This window comes from Salidesulfovibrio brasiliensis JCM 12178 (assembly GCF_001311825.1).
Taxonomy (GTDB): domain Bacteria; phylum Desulfobacterota; class Desulfovibrionia; order Desulfovibrionales; family Desulfovibrionaceae; genus Pseudodesulfovibrio; species Pseudodesulfovibrio brasiliensis.
This window is the reverse complement of the sequence record NZ_BBCB01000056.1, coordinates 1-21,404: the sequence shown is the minus strand read 5'-3', so window position 1 is coordinate 21,404 and position 21,404 is coordinate 1. Positions and strand designations below refer to the sequence as shown.

Genomic DNA, 21,404 nt, shown 5'->3' with positions numbered 1-21,404 from the left:
GCGCCCCGGCCCGTCCGGGACTGCGGGCGAGGCCCGAACCCGTCGTCATGGACCGGGGTGAGCGGCTTCCCATGGTGCGCGTCACCCGCGACGCCGCTTCCCTGTCTTCCGCTGCGTTTGCCCATTTGGATAAGGACGACGCCTATGCCGTGGCCCATCTGTTTTCGCTCTACGGCATACCGTCCCTGTATTTCGGCGACCTCGACACGTATCTGACCGACCTTCCCGGCACCTCGCCCGAAGAGGCGGCCACTGCCGGACACCTTGCCGGGCATCCGGGGCTGCGGCCCGACGCTGCGGCCGAGCTGGCCCGGCAGCGTTTCAAGGAATACGTTCTCGGCGGACAGGAGGCGTTTCGCGATGGCCGCTTTGACGAGGCGCTGGTGTCCTTTGCCGATTCGCTCAACGTCATTGATGAGACGCCCGAATTTGAACGGTACAGGCCGGATGCTTTGAAATTTGCGCGCGAGGCCGCGTATCGCGCCGGGATGTATGATGAGGCGGCGGACTATGCCGGTCGGCTGGCCGCGCTTGTTGAAGAGGTGCAGCCCGGCTCCACGCATCATGCCGATGCCTTGCTCAGTTACGGCGTCATCGAGGCCGCTGCCGGGCATTACGGAAAGGCCGTGCCGCTGCTGCAAAAGGCGACGCAGATGCTTGCCGAGGCGGGCGGAATGCTCGACGAGGCCGAAGCCCTTGCCGAGCTCGGCGTGGTTCTGGAAAATTCGCTCAAGTACCGCGACGCCCTCGGCACCTTCCGGGAAGCGGCGGAAGTGGCCGACCTTGCCGGGGCCGACAGCCTGCTCGCGCGGCAGTATTCCGACATGGGCCGCGTGCTGGACCTGCGGCTCGACGACTACGTTCAGGCCAGAAAGGAGTATGCACGGGCGCTTGAAATCCATCGCGCCATGGGAGATTCCCGCGGCGCGGCGCAGGCTCTTCTGGACATCGGCCGCTGCCACAGGTTGCTGGGCGATATTCAGGGCGCGTCCGAGCATTATGCCGAGGCCCTTGAACTGGCCGACGATGACGCGCTCAAGGCCCGCATCGTTCTGGAGCAGGCCACCAACGCATGGTACGGCGCGGACTATCAGCGCGCGTTCAACCTGCTGGGAGACGTGCTCGCCGAGGCCAGAGCCTCTGATGACACGCTGCTTGAGTCACTCGGCCTGAATGCCTCGGGCATGACATGGTGGACGCTTGGCGATACGGACCGGGCGCTCAGGGACCTTGACGAGTCGCTGGAACTGGCTCGAACCGTCAAGAACCGCGAGGACGTGGTGGCGTCGGTGCTCAACAACAAGGGGCTGGTGCTGCGGGAGTCCGGTCGATTTGACGAGGCGTTGCAGGCTTTGAACGAGGCCTTGGCCATGGACCGCCGGTCCGGGTCGCGCTGGGGACAGGCCTACGCGCTCAGGAACATCGCGCGGACCCGGTTGGACATGGGTGACGCCGATGGAGCCTGGCCGCTTCTTTCCGAGGCGTTGGCGCTGACCCGCGAGATCGGCAACCGCATCAACGAGGCCAAGATTCTGGCCCTGACCGGTCAGGTGGCCCTGACGCGCGAAGGACCTGATGAAGCCGCGCCGTATTTTGACGATGCGCTCCGCGTGGCCGCAGAGGTGGGTCTGCCCGAGGTTCGCTGGCGGGCCATGCACGGCCTTGGGCTGGTTGCCCGAGAGCGCGGCGATCTTGCCGGTGCCGAAGACGCGTTCCGGCAGGCCGTGGACATCATCGAATCTTTGCGGGCCGGTGTCGCCATGCAGGAGCTGCGCGACGGGTTCGCCGTGGGCAGGATGCAGCCGTACGAAGACCTCGTGCGGGTGCTGGCAGACCTTGACCGTCCCGAGGCGGCCTTTGCCGTTGCGGAACGCTCCCGCGCCCGCAGCCTCGTGGAGATGCTTGGCAACGGCAAGCGCCGGATGCGCGACGAGTTGAGCACCGAACTCTTCAACGGTTTGACCGACCTCAAGGGCCGGATCAACGAACAGCAGGCGCTCATCAAGCGGGCTGACACGGACGAGGAACGCGAGGTGTACGGCGCGACCCTGCAATCGCTGCGGGACCGCTACCGCGACATGCTCCTGCGCGCCCGCGCCGCAAATCCCGAGCTTGCGGGCATCGTGGAGGCCGAGCCGCTGGATATCCCGGCCGTGCGCGAACTGCTGGACCCCGGTACGTCCCTGTTGGTTTACTACCTGCTTGATGACGAGGTCCTCTGCTGGACCGTGAGCCGCGACAGTGCCGCACTGTTCAGGACATCCGCAGACAGGGCCGAGCTGGAGCGGCTGGTGCTCGACTACCGGCGCGGGTTGCAGAACCTTGAGCCGGTGGACGTGGTGGCCCGGAGGCTTCATGGGTTGTTGCTCGGCGGGGTGGATGTCCCGGAAGGAACCATCGGCATTGTGCCGCACGGCATCCTGCATCACCTCTCGTTTGCCACGCTGGATGACGGCGAAAAGTACTTTGTGGACGATCACCCGCTGTTCCGGGTGCCCAGCGCCTCGGTGATGGCTTACACCTTTGCCCGGCGTGGCAAGGCGACCGGTCCCGTGCTCGTGGCCGCCGACCCGGACGTGGGCGTTCCGGCGCTTGAACTGCCGTTCGCCCGGCGCGAGGGACGCTCCGTGGCCTTCAACTTCGTGGACGCCCGGCTGCTGCTCGGCGGCGAGGCCTCCAAGCCCGAAGTGGTGCAGGCCATGGAAACGAGCCGCATGGTGCACATCGCGGCCCACGGCGAGTTCAACCGCGAGAATCCGCTCATGTCCACGGTCAAGCTGGCCCCGGCGGACGGTGACAGCGGCGACCTGCTCGCCTCGGATGTGTTCGGCATCAATGCCCCGGCTGATCTGGTGGTGCTCTCCGCCTGCCAGACCGGACTTTCCGGTGTTTCGGACGGGGACGACGTTGTGGGCCTGAACCGCGCCTTCCTCTTTGCCGGGACACATGTCCTCGGTGCAAGCCTGTGGCGCGTCAGTGACGTGGCTTCGGCTATTTTGATGAAGAGCTTCTACAGAAACCTCGACACGGTGGATAAGTCCGAGGCCCTTCGCCGGGCCATGGTGCACGTTCGCAACCGCTATCCGCATCCCGGATATTGGGGCGCGTTCACCCTGACGGGCGACCACAGGTAACAGGGACGACACATATCGATCATCAGGGCGCGTTCGGTGACGGACGCGCCTTTTTCATTGCCCTTTGGACGTGACATACCGGAAACGCATGTTTCAGTTATGATTTTCTTTCGAATACTTTGCCAAAAGGCGTGCAAGAAGGTACTGTGATTCCTAACTGTATAGCCTCGTTTTCATTGAAACGGGCGTTTGTCGTGTGACGCGATCAATGGAGTTCTAAACACATCATGCTGAAATCATTACTACTGTCATTTTCACTGCTGCTTCTCTTTCCTGCCTTTGCCACGGCGTCGAAATTCCTTGTGCTTACGGTGTATCAAGGGGGAACCGCGCTGGTGAACGATGTGCGGTCCTTTGAGCTGGAATCGGGAACCGGCGAGACCGCTGTTTCCGGCCTGCCCGAAACCATGCGTTTCGGCAGCCTGCTGGTGCGCTCCGTGACCGCGCCCAAGGATTTTCGCATCGTGTTCACCCGTTTTCATTCCGGTGGCCTGTCCTCGGCGGACGTGCTGCGCCGGAACATCGGCAACACGCTCAAATTCGTGCTGCCCGGCGAACATGAAGCGGACTCGCGCCGGGTGGTCAAGGCCCGGCTGCTGGGCATTGAGGGGGGCCACGCGCTACTTGGGATGGATGACGGGGGCATGTGGATCGGCCCGTACGAGGCCGTGATGCTTGACTCCACGCCGAAAGACGCGGTGCTCGCGCCGCTTCTGACGTGGAAATATTCCAACAAGGGTCCGAAGAAACAGGATGTCGCGCTCTCGTACCTCGCGGACGGGCTCGACTGGGACGCCGAGATGGTCCTGACGGATCATGGCGGCCGGTTCTCCATGGGTGCGTGGGCAACCATCGACAACAGAAGCGGCAACCGTTTCGAGGATGCGCGGGTCATGCTGGTGGCGGGCGAGGTCCGTACCGGCAGACCGTCCGCGCCTGTCATGCGGAACAAGGCCTTTGCCGTGGAAATGGACATGGCCGCCGCGCCCATGCCCGAGCGCAGCAGCTTCGGCCAGTGGCATCTTTACGACGCGGGCAAGGGATACACCCTGCCCACCGGGGCCAGCACGCGAATTGCCCTTTTCGAGGTGGACGACATGCCCGTCACAAGGTGGCTCTACGCACGAAACAATGTGGGGCTGTCGCCGAGGCGGGGCGTGCAGCAGCGTCCGCTGAACATCAAACTCAAGCTGGAAAACCGGGGGACCGGACAGCCCATCCCGTCCGGCGTTGTGCGCGTTTACGAGCCGGGGCCGAACGGCGGCTCCCTTTTTGCCGGTGAGACGAACATCGGCAACGTGCCGGAAAAAGGCAAGGCCACGCTCGATGTCGGCCGCGCCTTTGACGTGACCATGGACCGCCGCCAGACGGAATATCGCAAGACCGGTAAGCGCAGTTATGTCGTGGCCTATGAGGTGACGCTGAATAACGCCCGTGATGACGCTGCCGACGTGGTGCTCGACGAGCGGGTGCCCGGCGAGTGGGAGATCACTTCTTCCAACATCAAGCCGGAGAAGAAGGACTCGGCGACCATGCGCTACTCGCTCAAGGTGCCCGGAAAGGGCAAGGCTGTCGTAACCTACCGGCTGGAAGTCGAACTGCAATAACGGAGGAAGCATGAACGCTCCCGCCATCGAATCGGTGACGCTGGAAACGCTCAAGGATTTTTACGCCCTCATGGACCGTACCCGAGAGGTACGTTTCGAGGCGGTCAAGCTGCTCTGCGAGGGGCAGCCCGTGCCGCAGGAAATGGCCAACTCGCTCAAAAACGCCCGCTCCGCGCTGGAGGCCACCCGCGTCAAGGGTGACAAGCGGCTGCTCTCCCTTGACGGGGAGCGCGATATCGAGCTGGACCTCGGGTATGAGATTGACGAGTGCGGGAAGGACATTTTGTACTTCGAGAAGGGCGAGGACGCGCTGATGGGGCTTATGGCCGACCTTCACGAGGACTTTGAAGCGCATGTCAAGGAAGGGGTGAAGCAGCTGGAGGGCATCTCCTACCATTGCTTCGTCACCGACCGGGACGGCACGGTTAACAATTACTGCGGCCGTTACCGCTCCTCCATCCAGTCCGCCTACAATGCCGTGTTCCTGACCCGGTTCGCAAAACGCTGCGCGGATAACCCGGTTGTGCTCACCTCGGCCCCGCTCATGGACGTGGGGCTTGTGGAGGTGAGCGTGAACCCGGAACACGCCATGTACTATGCCGGTTCCAAGGGCCGGGAATGTCTCGACCTTCAAGGCCGCGTGCGGCGTTTTCCGGTGGATGAGGAAAAGCAGGGCCTGCTTGATACGCTGAACAGGATGCTCGCCGACCTCGTGCAGCAGAGGGACTTTGAAAAGTATTCGCTCATCGGGTCCGGGCTGCAGTTCAAGTTCGGGCAGACGACTATTGCCCGGCAGGACATCTGTGGCTCTGTCGACTCCGAGGAGTCCGAAGCGTTCCGCGACCTGCTGGAGAGCATGGTCCGCGAGATCGACCCGTTGCAGGAACATTTCCGCATCGAGGACACGGGGCTGGACGTGGAGATAATCCTCACCGTTCCCGGCGAGGACGGCCTCAAGGATTTCGACAAGGGCGACGGTGTTCGCTTTCTCAACGAGGAGTTCGATTTTCGCATGTTCGAGGGCACAAACCTCATCTGCGGCGATACAGGCAGCGACGTGCCCATGCTGGAAGCCGCGCTGGGCATGAACCGGGAGACGAAGGCCGTCTTCGTGACCGACAAGCCGGAACTGATAAGCCGCGTGCGGGGGCTGGCCCCTGAGGCGGTGATCGTTCCGCAGCCGGACATGCTCGTGACCATGCTCGGAAGACTGAAGTAAAAAAGACGTAACAGATAAAAAACGAGAGGCGCTCATGGAACTCAGGGGAGTGGTCTTCGACCTCGACGGAGTCATCACAAGAACCGCCAAGGTGCACGCACAGGCATGGGAAAGCACGTTCAACGACTTTCTCAAGAAGATTGCGGAGAAGGACAACATCGCCTTCCAGCCCTTTGACAGGACGCACGACTACCTCAACTATGTTGACGGGAAACCGCGTTTCGAGGGGGTGCTGGCGTTTCTCAAGTCTCGCAATCTCAGCCTGCCGCCCGGAACGCCGGAGGACGAGCCCGGCATGGACACCATCTGCGCGCTGGGCAACATGAAGAACGAGCTCTTTCAGGACATTCTGCGCCGCGAAGGGCCGGAAGTCTTCGACACCTCCGTGGAACTGGTGGAGACCCTCAAAGAGCGCGGCATTCAGGTGGCCGTGGCGACTTCCAGCCGCAACGGACGGCTCGTGCTGCAACTGGCCGGGCTGGACGACATGTTCGAGTCCGTGGTGGACGGGGTTGTGTCCGCGCGTCTGGAACTCAAGGGCAAACCCAATCCGGACATTTTCGTGACTGCGGCTGAAGAGCTTGGTCTGCATCCCAACCAGTGCGTGGTGGTGGAAGACGCCATCTCGGGCGTACAGGCCGGGCAGGCGGGCAACTTCGGGCTGGTGGTCGGCATCGCGCGCAACATCGGCGGCGAGATGCTCAAGCGGTTCGGCGCGGACATCGTTGTTTCCGACCTCGGTGAAATCACCGTGGAGGACATGGGGGAGTGGTTCTCCTCCGGGCTGGCCTCGGATGACTGGCGACTTTCCTACAACGGCTTCGAGGCCGGTGACGAAAAGCTGCGCGAAACCCTCACCGCCGTGGGTAACGGTTACGTCGGGGTGCGCGGCGCGTACGAGTGCGAGTGCTCGTCATACTATTTCTATCCCGGTACCTACATCGCGGGCATCTTCAACAAGGTGCCCAGCAAGGTGCAGGGAAGGGATATCTACAACAACGATTTTGTGAACTGCCCCAACTGGTTGCCCGTGCAGTTCAAGGTCGGCTCCGGCGAATTTGTCTCGCCTCTGTCCATGGAAGTGCTCAGTTACCTGCACCGGCTGGACATGAAGGAGGCCGTTCTGGAACGCCACATCGTGGTCAAGGACAAGGTGGGCCGCATAACCCGCGTCTCCAGCCGCCGCTTCGCCAGCATGCACGACCCGCACATGTGCGCGCTCAAGTTCGAAATAACCCCCCTCAACTATTCGGGGCGCATCACCTTCCGCTCCGCCATTGACGGCAACGTGGAGAACGGGAACGTGGCCCGCTACAGCTCGCTGACCTCCAACCACCTCTGCCGAGTGGCAGGTGGGGCGCTCGGCGATGGAACCTTCCTGCACGTGGAAACCACCCATTCGCGCTATCACATTGTCATGGCCGCCAAGACGCGCGTGCTGGAGAACGACCGCGAGATCGAACTCAAGAAGCGGGTTTCGCAGGAAAAGGCCAAGGTTGTGGAGGAGATGTCCTTCATGGCCCGCGAAAACTCCAACTACAGTCTCGAAAAGCTGGTCAACATCCGCACGTCCATCGATCCGGACGCTGAAGCCGATCTGGTGGCGCAGGCCATGGAGCGCGTCACTGCTGCAAAGAGCTACAAGGCGCTTTTCAACCCGCACCTGCGGCAGTGGCAGAAGCTTTGGGACAAGGCTGACATCCGCGTTGACGGCGACCGCTTCGTGCAGCGCGTCCTCAGGCTGCATGTTTATCACCTGCTGGTCACGGCCAGCCCCAACACTGTGGACCGTGACGTGGGCATGCCCGCACGCGGACTGCACGGGGAGGCGTATCGAGGCCATATATTCTGGGATGAACTCTACATCCTGCCGTTCTACGACACCCACTTCCCGAAGATATCCCGGTCGCTTCTGGCCTATCGGTACAACCGGCTTGATGCCGCCCGCGAGTACGCCCGCGAGAACGGCTACGAAGGCGCCATGTACCCGTGGCAGACTGCGGACGACGGAACCGAGGAGACACAGGAGGTTCATTACAATCCCGAGTCCAAGGAATGGGACCCGGACCTTTCCCGCCGTCAGCGACACGTTTCCATTGCCGTGTTCGTCAACGCCTGGCGATATGTGCAGTACACGGGCGATACGCGGTTCCTCAAGGAGATGGGCGCGGAGATGATGCTCGACATCGCCCGCTTCTGGGGCAGTATCGCTGAATTCGACAAGGATACCGGCAAGTACCACATCGAAGGCGTCATGGGGCCGGACGAGTTCCATGAAGCGCTTCCCGGCTCGGATGAGCATGGCCTCAAGGACAACGCCTACACCAACATCATGGTCGTCTGGCTCATGGAAAAGGCGCTTGAAATCTTTGACGGGCTGGACAACAAGACCGCGGCATCGCTCAAGCGGCGCATCGGGCTGACGGAAAAGGAACTCAAGAAGTGGCGTGACATGACCACCAAGATGAACGTCGTGCTTACCGAAGACGGGATTCTGTCACAGTTCGACGGCTACATGGACCTCAAGGAACTGGATTGGGAAAGTTACCGCAAGCGGTTCTATTCCATCCACCGCATGGACCGTATCCTCAAGGCCGAGGGTGACACTCCGGACAACTACAAGGTTGCCAAGCAGGCTGACACCCTGATGATCTGGTACGTGTTGGAGATCGGCGAAGTGACCCGCATCCTCAAGCAGCTCGGCTACGATCCGGGTGATCCCATCGAGATGCTTCGCAAGAACTACGACTTCTACGAGCAGCGGACAAGCCACGGCTCAACTCTTTCGAAGATTGTCCACTCGGTTCTTGCAGGTTACATCTATCCTAGCGAAATTGCTTGGAGTTGGTTCATGGAGGCCATGGAGAGCGATGTCTACGATACCCAAGGCGGAACCACGCCCGAGGGCATTCATACCGGCGTGATGGCCGGAACGCTCGAAGTGGTCAAGCAGGACTTTGCCGGGCTGGACCTTTCCGGCAAGGTCGTCGCCCTTGAGCCGGACCTGCCCGCGCATTGGAAGACCCTGTGTTTCCGTTTCTGCCATCGCAAGATCTGGTATGATGTGGAAATCAATCACTCCTATGTTCGCATCGCGGCCAAGACCAAGAGCGAACGGCGCATTCAGGCCATCATTTACGGCACAACCATAGAGGTCGGTCCGGAACCCGTGGAGATCGCCCGGGCCAGCATTCAAGCATAGCGAAACAGCAAAGCCCGCCGGAAGGCGGGCTTTTTCTTGCGTGGTTGTCGACGTGTCTACTCGTAGTCGTGCAACCGTTTGCGCGCCTCTTCCGGGGAAAGGCCGCGCTTGGCGGCAAAGGTTTCGAGGTTCTCTTCGGCGTCTGACATGCGGATGTAGCGCGGCCGAATGTCCTCGAAGTCGAAAGTGGCATTCAGGGCCGCTTCAAGCAGCGCCGTGCTGGATGGGTTGTCGAAGGCTGGTGGCAGCAGTTTATGCCCTTCTTCGGCAAGGACATCGAATACGCCCGGGTTTTTGCGTAGGCCGCTTCCAAGGACCGCGCTGTTGACCGCGTTTTTTCTGATGGATTCCACGGCGTCTGTTGCACGCATGGCCTCGGTTGGCCCGAGCGCCGTTCCCTGCCTGAAATGCTGCAGATAGACCTGCCCGCGTCGGGCGTAGGTTACGACGAGGATGCTTCCCTCATGCACTGTGGCGGCCTGTCCTGCCAGCAGTGGGAGGTAGTCGAGCCCTGTGGTGGGGATGTTCACCCCGGCGGCGAATCCGGCCGCTGCCGCCAGAATCAGGCGCAGGCCGGTGAAGCTGCCCGGACCACGCACGCAGGCCACGCCGCCAATGTCGCCCGGCTTGAGGCCGAGGGCCGAAAGCATGGACTGGATTCCGGGCGCGATGAAGCCGACGGCCCGCCCGGGCACCGTCCATTCGGCAGACGCGAGCACCTGCGGACTGGACGCGTCCTCGGTGCCCAGAACCATCTGGAGCCGCTCTTCACAGCAGTTGAGCGCCAGAACCGGCTTGGTATCAGGAGAGCAGTCTGCGGATGTCATTGAAGATCGCAAAGGCCATGAGGGTGAGCAGAAGCAGGAGCCCGATGCGGGTGGCGACGGAGCGCCAGCGCTCGTCCACGGGCTTGCCCTTGATGATTTCCAGCGTGAAATACAGGATGTGCCCGCCGTCCAGCACCGGGATGGGCAGCAGGTTGATGATGCCGAGGTTGATGCTGATGAAGGCGGTCAGGTAGAGCAGGTATTCCAGCCCGGCCTTGGTGCCTTCGTGTACGGCCTGCACGAGGAATATGGGGCCGCCGATGGTGTCGGCCGGGATGATGCGCTCCACGAGCTTGACGAAGCTGGTGACGACAAGGTCCATCTGGTCCCAAGTGATGCGCCCGGCCTGCATGAGGCCGGTGCCTTCCACGGGCAGGTACATCTGCTCCCCGGCAGCGGCAACGCCCATGAGCGGCACGTTTATCTCCTCGCCGAAGATGGTGGTGATGCTGCGCATGACAGGCACGAGCGTGAACGTGAGCTGGTCGTTATCGCGAAGGACCACGAGGTCCACGGGCTGTCCTTCCGACTTGCGGACGTGTTCGGGCAGGTCGCCCCAAGTCATGATTTCGAAGCCGTTCACCGAGAGCACGCGGTCTCCGGCCTCAAGACCGGCGACCTTGGCCGGGGTGTCGTCCATGACCTGTCCGATGACCGGAGCCATGGCCGGTTCGCCCTTGGCCAGTAGCAGACCCCAGAAGATAAGGAAGGCCAGCAGGAAGTTGAAAATAGGTCCTGCGGCCACCACGCATATGCGCTGCCATGCGGGGCGTTCATTGAAAAGGGCCTCTTCAGGGAAGTTTTCGTCTTCTTCCTCGTCGCCGGATTCTCCGGCGAGCTGGACGTAACCGCCGAGGGGCAGGGCCGAGAGCTTATATTCGGTCATGCCGCGTCGGACCCCGAATATCTTGGGGCCAAAGCCGAGCGAGAACGTCTTGACGCCCATGCCGAACAGCCGGGCTATCATGAAATGTCCGAGTTCGTGAAAGAAGATCAGACCGCCGAGAATCAGAACGACTGCGATGAAACTTGTTGCCATGGATTCCTAGATAGCCATCTTTCGGGCCGGGGGCTAGTGGCTGGTGCGTATTTTTTTTCTGGTTTGTGCATCAAGGGCGAGCGCGGCTTCAGGATCGGCGACGTTTTCCGTCGTGTGTGAAGCGAGCGCGGCCTCGATGATGGCCGGAATGTCCAGATAGCGGATGCGTTCCTTGAGGAACAGGTCCACGGCGACCTCATTGGCCGCGTTGAGGACGATTGGGTGACTCTCCCCGGCGGCAAACGCCTCAAAGGCGAGCTTCAGGCAGGGAAATGCCTCATAGTCGGGCTTCTCGAACGTCAGGCTGCCCAGTGCAGCAAGATCGAGGCTGGGCATGTCCAGCGGAACGCGGTCCGGGAAGCACAGGCAGTGCGCGATGGGGATGCGCATGTCCGGGAGGCCGAGGTGCGCCAGCTGTGAACCGTCCACATATTCTACCAGCGAATGGATGATGCTCTGGGGATGGACCACCACGTCCACCTGTCCGACGGGCAGGCCGTATAGATGGCAGGCCTCGATGACCTCGAGCCCCTTGTTCATGAGCGTGGAGCTGTCGATGGTGATCTTCGCACCCATGTCCCAGTTGGGGTGGTCCAGCGCCTGCGCCAGCGTGACCGATTCGAGGTCGGCGCGGCATCGACCGCGGAACGGGCCGCCCGAAGCCGTAAGGATGAGTTTTTTGATAGGCGTGTCTTCGCCGTGGCCCATGAGGCCCTGAAAGAGGGCGTTGTGCTCCGAGTCCACCGGCAGGATGATAGCGCCGGAATCGGCGCAGGCCCTGCGGATGATGTGGCCGCCCAATACCAGCGACTCCTTGTTCGCCAGCGCGATTATTTTTCCGGCCTTGGCTGCCGCGAGGGTGGGCATGAACCCGGCCGCGCCCACGATGGTGGAGAGGACGAGGTCGGCCTCGTCGAGTGCCGCGAGCTGCTCGTATGCCGAAGGGCCGGTCAGGATTTCGGGGGCGTAGCCGGATGGTAGGGCCTTGCGAAGTTCTTCCGCGCCTTTGTCGTCAAGGATGGCGAGATAGGCCGGACGAAACTCGGCGGCCTGTTCGGCCAGCCGCTGTGCGTTGCGGCCCCCGGCAAGGGCCAGCACCTTGAAGCGGCCGGGGTGTTTTCGCACCACGTCGAGCGCGCTGACGCCGATGGAGCCGGTGGAGCCGAGAACGCTCAGTCCGCGCGGAAAGTCCGGCAGGTCGAGGGATTCGGGCCATCGGGAAATATAGGTCTTCACGGTTGCGGTCTCCGGGAGCGGTTATTCAAAGAAGGCGTGCAGCAGACGGGCACAGCCGTAGACCGGAAGCACGAAGAGCAGGCTGTCGATGCGGTCCAGCAGTCCGCCGTGGCCGGGCAGACTGGAGCCGGAATCCTTGACGCCGAGGACGCGCTTCATGGCAGACTCGAAAAAGTCGCCGAGCTGGGCTGCGACGTTGAGGGCCGCGCCGAGAACCAGCCATGCCCAGAAGGGCGCGTTGCCGAAGCTCAGGCCGAACACGAGGGTCATGGCCATGCAGGCACCGAGCCCGCCGAAGCTCCCGGCCCATGATTTCTTTGGACTTACGGTGGGCCATATCTTGCGCTTGCCGAAAATGGAGCCGGAGTAGAAGGCCGCCGTGTCCGAGACCGTGGCCGCGAGGATCACCAGAATGCATTCGAAGCGGTCGAACTGCAGGAAGAAGTGCAGGTTCAGCGGAATATATGCCAGCCCTGCAAGGAAGACTATGGGTTCTCGAAACCCCGTGCTTTGCGGGTCTGCGCTGTAGTGTAGCAGAAAGGTCATGGCCGCTGCCCAGAAAGCGCCGATGAAGGTGATGGCGGGCCACTGGGTGCCCGTGGCTATCTGAAAGCTCAGGAGCAGCAGCAGGGTGAAAGCGCAGGCGAGCGCCTTGTAAACGTATTCGCCCCGCATGGGGCGGAACATGTCGAGGTATTCGATAAAGGTCAGGGCGCCGAAGATCGTCAGGGCCCCGAAGAGAACCCAGCCGCCAAGAAGGATGCCGAGTGCGGGGATGAGGGCGAGGGCCAGCCCGGTGGCGATGCGTTTTTTGTGGGTACTTTCCATGTCGTATAGCGTCGTTGAGGCCTCAGGAGTGTGTACCCCATTGCGCGGTGCCGGGCAACAGGCTTAATCGTCCTGTTCGATCTGTTCGCCGGTTTTTCCGAAGCGGCGCTGGCGGCGGCTGAAATCGAGGATCGCCTTGTCCAGCTCTTCGGGCGAGAAGTCGGGCCAGTGGATGTCGGTGAAATAGAATTCGCTGTAGGCGGCCTGCCAGAGCAGGTAATTCGAGAGCCGAAGCTCGCCGCTGGTGCGGATTATCAGGTCCGGGTCGGGCTGCCCCGCGGTGTAGAGCCGCTCTGCCATGGCCTCCTCGGTCACGGATTTCGGGTCAAGACCGTCGGCGATCATGCTGCGACAGGCGCGCATGATTTCCTCCCGTCCGGAATAGTTCAGGGCGAGGTTCACGGTCATGGCCCGGCAGTGCGAGCTTTTGGAGATGGCGTGCTCAAGCGCCTTTCGCACGGCAAGCGGGAAGTCCGAGAGCTCGCCGAGTACCTTCAGGCGGATGTCCTGCTCCACGAGCTGGCCGAGTTCGCGCTTGAGAAACGAGACCAACAGGTCGAAGAGGGTGCCGACCTCGTCCTTGGGCCGCGACCAGTTCTCCTTGGAGAAGGTGTAGAGGGTCAGATGCCGGACGCCTATCTCGCGACAGTGCCGGACGATGGCGCGGGCCGCCTCGGTTCCGGCCTTGTGGCCTTTGCTGCGTGGCAACCCGCGCCTGTTCGCCCATCGCCCGTTGCCGTCCATGATGACGGCAACGTGGGCGGGAATGATTGTGCTTGAGGACATTCGCCTCTAGATCTCCATGATTTCCTTTTCCTTGGCGGCAAGGACTTCGTCACACTTCTTGACGTGCTCGTCGGTGATCTTCTGGACTTCGTCCTGTCCCTTGTGCATATCGTCCTCGGTGATATCCTTGTCCTTTTCAAGCTTCTTGAGCTGCTCGTTCAGGTCGCGGCGGACGTTGCGGATAGCCACCTTGGCGTCTTCGGTGTAGCGCTTGGCCACCTTGACGAGATCCTTGCGGCGTTCCTCGGTGAGGGGAGGAATGTTGATGCGGATCAGCTTGCCGTCGTTGACCGGGTTCAGACCGAGGTCGGACTTCTGGATGGCCCTGTCCACGTCGGCGAACGCGCCTTGTCCCACGGCTGGATCGTGATGGTCCGTGCATCGGGAACGGATACGGAAGCAAGCTGGTTCAGCGGCGTGGGAGTGCCGTAATACTCGACCATGATGCCGTCCACGAGGGACGTGCTGGCGCGCCCGGTACGAAGCTTTGCGAATTCGTTTTCAAGGTTGGCGAGCGAGCCGGCCATTCTCTGTTTTCCGTCATCCAGAACCGTTTTCATTCTAGTCTCCTCCTTGAACGGTGGTGCCGAGGTGTTCCCCTTCAGCCACCCGTTTCATATTGCCTTTCTTGAACATGTTGAAGACAATAATGGGCAGATTGTTATCGCGGGCCATGGAAATGGCGGTGGAGTCCATGACGCCGAGCCGCTTTTCAAGGGCCTCAAGGTAGGTGACAGTGTCATACTTGACTGCGTCGTCGAACTTGACGGGGTCCTTGTCGTAGACGCCGTCCACCTTGGTGGCCTTGAGGATGGCCTCGCACTTAAGCTCCAAAGCACGCAGCGTCGAGGCGGAATCCGTAGTGAAATAGGGATTGCCCGTACCTGCGGAACAAATCACGACACGTCCTTTCTCCAGATGGCGAACGGCCCGCCTGCGAATGTAAGGCTCGGCCACTTCCTTCATGGTAAAGGCGGTCATCACGCGAGTGTCGCATCCGTTTTTCTCCAGCGAATCCTGAACGGCAAGTCCGTTCATGACCGTGGCGAGCATGCCCATGTAGTCGGCCTGCGCCCGGTCCATCCCTTTGGCGCTGCCGGACAGGCCCCTGAAGATGTTGCCGCCGCCGATGACCAGAACGACCTGAACGCCCGCACTGACAACGGAGGCGATTTCCTTGCTGAACCGGTCGATGGCTTCAGGGTCGATGCCGAACTCCTGTTCCCCGGCCAGAGCCTCGCCGCTGAGCTTGATGAGTACCCGCGAAAACCGCACTTTGTCCATATTCTCCTCTGTCTGTCAATAGGTTGTATGATCCGGGGCGTATGCCCGGCAAAAAAACGGGCCTTTCGGCCCGTTTTAATCGATCTAGTCTTCGGCGTCATCCTCGCCGAGTGCCAGTCGGATAAAGCCACTTACCGTGGCGCCCCCGGCGGCATCCTTGAGGTACTGTTTGACGCTCTTCTTGTCTTCCTTGATGAAGGGTTGCTCCATCAGGCAGACTTCCTTGTAGTATTTGTTGACGCGGCCCATGACGATCTTTTCGGCGATCTCTTCGGGCTTGCCTTCGTCCATGGCCTGCTTGAGGTAGATGGCCTTTTCCTTTTCCACGTTTTCCTGCGGAAGTTCATCCGGGGTGACGCAGATCGGGTTGACGGCTGCAACCTGCATGGCCACGTCCTTGGCTGCTTCGGCGTTGTCGCTGCCGCTCAGAGCGACGGCGGTGCCGATCTTGCCGTTGGAGTGGATGTAGAGGCCGATGGTGCCGTCGGCGGTGAGCTTGGCAAAGCGGCCTACCTGCATGTTTTCGCCGAGCTTGGCGATCAGGCCGGAAACGTCGGCCATATCTTCGGGCAGCTCTTCGGCGGAACCGGAGGTGACGTCCATTCCGGCGACCTTTTCGGCCAGATCGGCCACAAAAGACTGGAATTCTTCGTTCTTGGCGACGAAGTCGGTTTCACACTTGAGTTCCACGAGGGCGGCGGTCTTGCCGTCGGCGCTCACGAAAGAGCCGACAAGGCCTTCGGAGGTGGCGCGGCCAGCCTTCTTGGCGGCCTTGGCAAGGCCTTTTTCACGAAGGTAGACGACAGCCTGTTCCTCGTCGCCACCGGATTCCACGAGAGCTTTCTTGCAGTCCATCATGCCTGCGCCGGTTTTTTCACGCAGGGCCTTGACCATTGCAGCGGTAATAGCCATGTCTCATATCCTCCTAGGCTTCGGCAGCCACGGGCTTTTCTTCAGCTTTTTCGGCAACCTGTTCCTTGCCTTCGCCAGCGTCCTTACGGGCTTCGCCTTCGATGCAGGCTTCGGCCATGTGGGTGGCGAAGAGCTTGATGGCGCGGATGGCGTCATCGTTGCCGGGAATGACGTAGTCGATGAGGTCGGGATCGCAGTTGGAGTCGGTCACGGCCACGACCGGGATGCCGAGGCAACGGCATTCCTTGATGGCGATGTGTTCGCGCTTGGGATCGATGATGAACGCGGCTACCGGGGGCTCGGTCATGTCCTTGATGCCGCCCAGAGCGAGGTTCAGCTTGTTCACTTCGCGGCCCATCTTCACGATTTCCTTTTTGGGGAACTTGTTGATGGTTCCGTCTTCGAACATGGTTTCCAGATTCTTCAGGCGGTCGATGGAGCGCTTGATGGTCTGGAAGTTGGTCAGGGTGCCGCCCATCCAGCGGTGGGTGACGAAGAACTGGCCGGCGCGCTCGGCTTCCTGCTTCATGGCTTCCTGCGCCTGACGCTTGGTGCCGATGAAGAGCACCTTGCCGCCCTTGGCGACGCTGTCGGCGATGAAGTCATGGGCCTGACGGTACAGCTTGACGGTCTGCTGCAGGTCCATGATGTGGATGCCGTTGCGGGATCCGAAGATGTACGGACGCATTTTCGGGTTCCAGCGGCGGGTCTGGTGACCGAAGTGAACACCGGTCTCCAGCATTTGTTTCATGGTAACGTAAGACATAAGTCCTCCAGGTTTTTTTCCTCCGCCCCGTTTCCGAACCCTCCGCGAGGGCACCCGGACGCATGTTGGGGCGTGTGGTATTGAAGTCGGGGGTCTCTACGACATATTCCCGAGATTGGCAAGCGTTTCGTTTCTGTGTCACAGAATTATTTGCTTATGAGCAGATTTTTGCCACTACATCTTCGCCATCGGCATAGGCAAAGGCCATCCTCGGCGTGTTGTGGGCGAACCCGTAGCGGCCATCCGGGGCGATCATGATGAGCCCGCCGTAGCCGCGTCCTTTTTGTTTAAGGATATTGATCGATTGTGCAGCGGCGTCCATGGGGCCGTTCTGCGGAGTCAGGTCGCAGGCTGTCTTGCACAGCACCACGCGCATGATGGTTTCGCCGTAACCGGTGGACGAGGCCGCCGCCGTGTCGTTGTCGGCGTATCCGCCCGAGCCGATGACCGGTGAGTCGCCGACGCGGCCGGGGTGCTTGCGGGGCGTGCCGCCCGTGCTGGTGGCGCAGGCGAGGTTGCCCTGTTCATCCAGCGCCACCGCGCCGACAGTATCGGAGGGAGTCTTGCCGGAAAAAGCACCGATCTGATTGAATTCAGGGTTGTTGCGGATCTTGTTGTAGAATGAAAGCTCGCGCTCGGTGAGCAGTTCCTCAAACGGCAGCTCGCTGAATCCATGCTCGCGGGCAAAGCGCATGGCCCCTTCGCCCACAAGGAATCGGAAATCCGGCGAGTCCATGACCTTGCGGGCCACGGAGACCGGATTGAGCAGGTTCCGCATGGCCGCTATGCAGCCGAAGTCGAGGGTGCTGCCGTCCATTATCATGGCGTCCAGCTCGATGCCGCCCTCGGCGTTGAGGAACGCGCCGCGCCCTGCGTCGAAGGTCGGGTCTTCTTCCAGCACGTTGACCGCCTTTTCCACGGCTTCCAGCGCGCTCATGCCCTGCTCCAGAAGCGGGGCCACGGTTTTTACGGCCTTGTGAACGCCCGCCACGTGGTCGTCAACGTGCTCGTCCGGAATGTCCCATGCGCCGCCGTGCACGATCAGTCTTGGTTGCATCATGTCGCTCCCTGTCCTTTGGCGATTCGTTGTACCCTTCGCAGCCTGTGGACGCTTTCCGCCGTGTAGATGACAAGCGCGGTCCAGATGCAGCCGAAGGTGATCATGGTATCGGTAGTGAGCGGTTCATTGTAGATGAACGCGCCCACGAGAAAGGCGAGGCTTGGTGCCAGATATTGCAGGATGCCGAGGGTGGTCAGGTTCAGCTTGCGTGCGCCGTTGGCAAAGCCCATGAGGGGCAGCGAGGTGGCCGCGCCCGCGCCGAGCAGCAGCAGGTCGATGCGCCAGCCGTGTGCAGGAAGGCAGCCGTACCCTGAAATTCGAAAGAGGCGAGGACGATGACGGCGACCGGGGTGAGTACGGCGGTTTCCACGAACAGGCCGGGGATGGAGGCCATGGCCGCGGTCTTTCGCAGCAGGCCGTAGAAGCCGAAGGATACCGCCAGCGTCAGGCCGATCCACGGCAGCTCGCCGTATCCCAATACCGACCAGAGCACGCCGCCCGCCGCGATGGCAACGGCCAGCACCTGAAGGGGTCGGAGGCGTTCGCGCAGAAAGAGGAAGCCCAGCAGTACGTTCATGAGCGGGGTCATGTAGTATCCGAGGCTGGTTTCGAGGATGTGGTTGGCGGTCACTGCCCAGATGTAGAGCAGCCAGTTGCAGCCAATGAGACACCCGGTCAGGCAGCAGACGCCGAAGGTCTTGAGCGACCTGAGCGGGGAGAGCGTTTCGTGCCAGCGTTTCTGCACGGTGATGATGAGCGCCACGAAGACCATGGACCAGATGATGCGGTGGCAGATGGTCTCGAAGGGTGAAACGGTCTGGACGGCTTTCCAGTAGATGGGCAGAAGGCCCCAGCCGGTGAAGGCGGCCAGTGCCGAGGCGAGCCCGGAGGCGGTATCCCTGTGCAAGGGGGCTATCCTTGGTTGCGGTTGGTTTCGGCCACAGAGAATAGTGAATTGTCTTGGGATGTAAAGGCGTAAAAAGTGTTGTGGCGGCCTGGGTAGGGCCGCCACATCTTGAGGGGGTGAGGTAACGGAGACTGGTATCTCTCGTTTGCCTACGGTCTGGTGCGGATACACGTAGGCACTTTCTTCATATCATAATTACGGCCCCGGTCAACGTCGCGATGTTATAATCTTGACCCTTTCGCGATGGGATATCTTGCACAGTCTGCTCATCCGGGCCTATGGTTTCCACGCTGGGATTGCACACGCCGAACCGGGGGATTTCATGATTATCGATTCCGTGTCCAGACTATCCGCCTGCCTGCCGCTTTTGCCGAAGATGTCCGGGGTCACGGCAGACCTTGAGCGTCTGTCTCGGGGCGTGCCCTCGTCGTTCAAGGAAGGGCGCAACGACCTGCGAGACGGGGTGTACGTGATGCTGGTGCGCGACAAGGGCCGTGACGAGGCCGACGCATTGCTTGAGGTGCATGACCGATACGCGGACATTCACATCACCTTTGCGGGGGACGAGCGCATCGGCTGGCGGCCCCGCTCATGGTGCAAGCGGACTCATTCAACGGTGTCCGAAGACACGGACGTCGGGTTTTTTGCCGATGAGCCGGAAGGGTATGCTTCGATGACGCCGGGCCTGTTCGCGCTCTTCATGCCCGAAGACGCGCACATGCCCATGCTGGCCGACGGTCAGGTGGAAAAGGTCATCGTCAAGGTCCCGCTGTGATCTAGAGGCCGTAGCTTCCCCGGATGAGCACCACGGAAATCCGGCCTGCGGGCCATGATTTTTCCGTGATCGTCCAGACGTTGCAGATGCGGTCCGGGCTTTTGCAGTCCATGCACGTTCCCGTCTTCACGCACGGCGTCCGGCACCCGTGGCGCTTGGCGTTTTCCGGCCCTGCCTTTTCCCGGATGCGCTTCATCGCGCCGTCGAGGCCGTCGACAATCTTGTTGGTGCCGATGGTCAGCACCACGTTTCTCGGTCCCCAGACAATGCCGCCGACCCGGTTGCCGATCATGTCCAGATTCACCAACTGACCGTCAGTGGTCAAGGCGTTGGTGCCGGTGAAAAAGAGGTCGGAAAGAAGGGCTTTGCGCCGCCGTTCCAGAATCTCCTCGCGCGGTACGCCGGGCTGGAAGGTGTCGAGAAAGCTCCAGCCGCCGGTTCCTGCCATGGCGCGCATGGCGTCGAGGAGGCCTGTGTCTCGCAGGGTCATGGAGTCGCCGTAGGAGATGAGGCCGGGGGTGATGTTTGGAAGGATTTCCGTGAGGACCGCCTCGCGTGCCTCAAGCGGGCTGTCGGCAAGGTATACGTTGAAATTGTTCCGTTTCAGCGATTCGACGGTGGTTTCGATCATGTCGGCGTTCATGTGTTCTTCTCCATAGGTGGTAGGGGCAGACTCAGCGGGCCATGCGGCGGGCCAGATCGCCCAATGTGGCAATGCCCTTGGAGAGTTCCTCGCTCCAGACCCCGCAGCAGCTCAGCCGAATGCAGTCGGTGAAGCGTTCGCGGGTGGTGAAGATGCCGCCCGGCGCAATGCCCACGCCGTGCTCGCGGGCTTCGAAAAAGAAATCCACGCAGTCCACGCTGCCGGGCAGCGTCACCCAGAGCACGCTGCCGCCCTTGGGATGGGTGACGCGGGTTCCCTCGGGGAAGCTGCGGTTCAGTTCCAGTTGCATCACGTCCATGGTGCGCTCAATGGCGGTGCGGATGGTCCGAAGCTGTTTTTCCAGTCGTCCTTCGGCGAGAAACGAGGCCATGGCCGCCTGTGTGGGGGTGGCCGAGCAGACGTTGGTGGTGGCCTTGATCTCGCGCGCCTTGTTCAAATACCTGCCGGGCAGCATCCAGCCGATGCGCCAGCCCGGGGCAACGGTCTTGGAGAACGACGAGCAGAGCATGACCAGTCCTTTTTCGTCGTACTGCTTGTAGGTGCCGGGGCGTTTGGGGTCGAAGTGGATGTCCGAGGAAACGTCGTCCTCAATGAGCGGGATGTCCATGTATTCCAGCAGGCGGACGATTTCACGTTTGGCCTCGTCCGGGGTCAGGCTGCCGTCGGGGTTGGCAAAGTTCGGCACAAAGATGCACGCCTTGACGTCGTACTTGGCCACGGCGTCGGCCACCAGCGCCGGATTGAGCCCTTTGTCGGGCGTGGACTCCACTTCAATGGCGCGAAGGCCCATATTCTCTAATAACTGGAGAAAGCAGAAGTAGGCGGGCGATTGCACCAGCACGTTGTCGCCGGGGCGGGTGATGCATCGCAGGGCGATGTAGAGGGCTTCCATGGCCCCGTTGGTGACGAGGATATCCTCATGCCGCGCGGATATTCCGGCTTCCAGCGAGCGATGGGCTATCTGGCGGCGCAGCTCGGGGTTGCCCTGAATGACCTCGTAGGAGAGCGCGGTGGTCGCGTGGTCACGGCTGTGCCGGGCCAGCAGGCGGCCCAGTTCGCGGCTTGGCAGAAGGCTCGGGTGCGGCTCAATGATGCCCAGCCCGATGGCGTCCTCGCGGCCCACGTATTCAAGCACCGTGCGGATGAGGCCTGCTCGGG

18 protein-coding genes and 1 pseudogene are annotated in these 21,404 nt (G+C 61.5%); 5 read left to right on the top strand and 14 right to left on the bottom strand.

Going from position 1 to position 21,404, the window contains the following annotated elements; translation table 11 throughout:
- The 4 genes from JCM12178_RS12395 to JCM12178_RS12380 all read left to right on the top strand — a co-directional run.
- Positions 1–3,134, top strand: a 3,134-nt coding sequence (locus JCM12178_RS12395) for a CHAT domain-containing protein (protein WP_157054903.1), incomplete at its 5' end; no start/stop codon positions are given.
- A 227-nt stretch (positions 3,135–3,361) separates the two neighbouring features.
- Positions 3,362–4,741 carry a DUF4139 domain-containing protein gene (locus JCM12178_RS12390; RefSeq protein WP_054651813.1) on the top strand — a complete coding sequence of 460 codons (1,380 nt, stop codon included), beginning with the start codon at positions 3,362–3,364 and terminating at the stop codon, positions 4,739–4,741.
- Between the two features lie 10 nt (positions 4,742–4,751).
- Complete coding sequence (locus tag JCM12178_RS12385) at positions 4,752–5,960, top strand: hypothetical protein (RefSeq protein ID WP_054651811.1); 1,209 nt, start codon at positions 4,752–4,754, stop codon at positions 5,958–5,960.
- Positions 5,961–5,994: 34 nt separating this feature from the next.
- Entirely contained in the window at positions 5,995–9,162 is a 3,168-nt protein-coding gene (locus tag JCM12178_RS12380) for a beta-phosphoglucomutase family hydrolase (protein ID WP_054651809.1), read from the top strand.
- A 56-nt stretch (positions 9,163–9,218) separates the two neighbouring features.
- Here JCM12178_RS12380 and tsaB read toward each other — a convergent pair whose 3' ends face one another.
- The 12 genes and pseudogenes from tsaB to rarD form a co-directional block, all read right to left on the bottom strand.
- Positions 9,219–9,989: a tRNA (adenosine(37)-N6)-threonylcarbamoyltransferase complex dimerization subunit type 1 TsaB gene (gene tsaB / locus JCM12178_RS12375; protein WP_083465923.1), complete on the bottom strand. Its 771-nt coding sequence runs from the start codon at positions 9,987–9,989 to the stop codon at positions 9,219–9,221.
- A complete protein-coding gene (rseP, locus tag JCM12178_RS12370) occupies positions 9,964–11,028 on the bottom strand; it encodes an RIP metalloprotease RseP (protein WP_054651805.1) in 1,065 nt (354 codons plus the stop codon). The genes tsaB and rseP overlap by 26 nt, the downstream gene beginning before the upstream one ends.
- Before the next feature lie 33 nt (positions 11,029–11,061).
- Positions 11,062–12,264 carry a 1-deoxy-D-xylulose-5-phosphate reductoisomerase gene (locus tag JCM12178_RS12365; RefSeq protein WP_054651803.1) on the bottom strand — a complete coding sequence of 401 codons (1,203 nt, stop codon included), beginning with the start codon at positions 12,262–12,264 and terminating at the stop codon, positions 11,062–11,064.
- Positions 12,265–12,285: 21 nt separating this feature from the next.
- Positions 12,286–13,092: a phosphatidate cytidylyltransferase gene (locus JCM12178_RS12360; RefSeq protein WP_054651801.1), complete on the bottom strand. Its 807-nt coding sequence runs from the start codon at positions 13,090–13,092 to the stop codon at positions 12,286–12,288.
- 63 nt (positions 13,093–13,155) lie between these two features.
- Positions 13,156–13,878, bottom strand: coding sequence for an undecaprenyl pyrophosphate synthase (gene uppS / locus JCM12178_RS12355; RefSeq protein ID WP_054651799.1), 723 nt, complete (start codon positions 13,876–13,878; stop codon positions 13,156–13,158).
- Positions 13,879–13,884: 6 nt separating this feature from the next.
- A pseudogene (gene frr / locus JCM12178_RS12350) lies at positions 13,885–14,438 on the bottom strand (ribosome recycling factor).
- A 1-nt stretch (position 14,439) separates the two neighbouring features.
- A complete protein-coding gene (gene pyrH / locus JCM12178_RS12345; protein ID WP_054651797.1) occupies positions 14,440–15,162 on the bottom strand; it encodes a UMP kinase in 723 nt (240 codons plus the stop codon).
- An 84-nt stretch (positions 15,163–15,246) separates the two neighbouring features.
- The gene (tsf, locus tag JCM12178_RS12340; RefSeq protein WP_054651795.1) at positions 15,247–16,074 is read right to left on the bottom strand and encodes a translation elongation factor Ts; all 828 of its coding nucleotides are present in this window, start codon (positions 16,072–16,074) and stop codon (positions 15,247–15,249) included.
- A gap of 13 nt (positions 16,075–16,087) precedes the next feature.
- Entirely contained in the window at positions 16,088–16,840 is a 753-nt protein-coding gene (gene rpsB, locus JCM12178_RS12335) for a 30S ribosomal protein S2 (protein ID WP_054651793.1), read from the bottom strand.
- A 154-nt stretch (positions 16,841–16,994) separates the two neighbouring features.
- Entirely contained in the window at positions 16,995–17,900 is a 906-nt protein-coding gene (locus JCM12178_RS12330; protein ID WP_054651791.1) for an isoaspartyl peptidase/L-asparaginase, read from the bottom strand.
- On the bottom strand, positions 17,897–18,130 hold the full coding sequence (locus JCM12178_RS21015) for an EamA family transporter (RefSeq protein WP_369404523.1): 234 nt from the start codon (positions 18,128–18,130) through the stop codon (positions 17,897–17,899). Before JCM12178_RS21015 ends, JCM12178_RS12330 begins: the two co-directional genes overlap by 4 nt.
- Positions 18,100–18,807, bottom strand: a complete 708-nt coding sequence (gene rarD, locus JCM12178_RS12325; RefSeq protein ID WP_369404522.1) for an EamA family transporter RarD — start codon at positions 18,805–18,807, stop codon at positions 18,100–18,102. Before rarD ends, JCM12178_RS21015 begins: the two co-directional genes overlap by 31 nt.
- 322 nt (positions 18,808–19,129) lie before the next feature.
- Between rarD and JCM12178_RS12320 the strand changes: the two genes are divergently transcribed.
- Positions 19,130–19,582: a NanQ anomerase/TabA/YiaL family protein gene (locus JCM12178_RS12320; RefSeq protein WP_054651789.1), complete on the top strand. Its 453-nt coding sequence runs from the start codon at positions 19,130–19,132 to the stop codon at positions 19,580–19,582.
- 1 nt (position 19,583) lies between these two features.
- Here the strand turns inward: JCM12178_RS12320 and JCM12178_RS12315 are convergent, their stop codons facing one another.
- The gene (locus JCM12178_RS12315) at positions 19,584–20,225 is read right to left on the bottom strand and encodes a lactate utilization protein (RefSeq protein ID WP_054651787.1); all 642 of its coding nucleotides are present in this window, start codon (positions 20,223–20,225) and stop codon (positions 19,584–19,586) included.
- Positions 20,226–20,256: 31 nt separating this feature from the next.
- The coding region (locus JCM12178_RS12310; protein ID WP_054651785.1) for an aminotransferase-like domain-containing protein at positions 20,257–21,404 on the bottom strand (1,148 nt) is incomplete at its 5' end.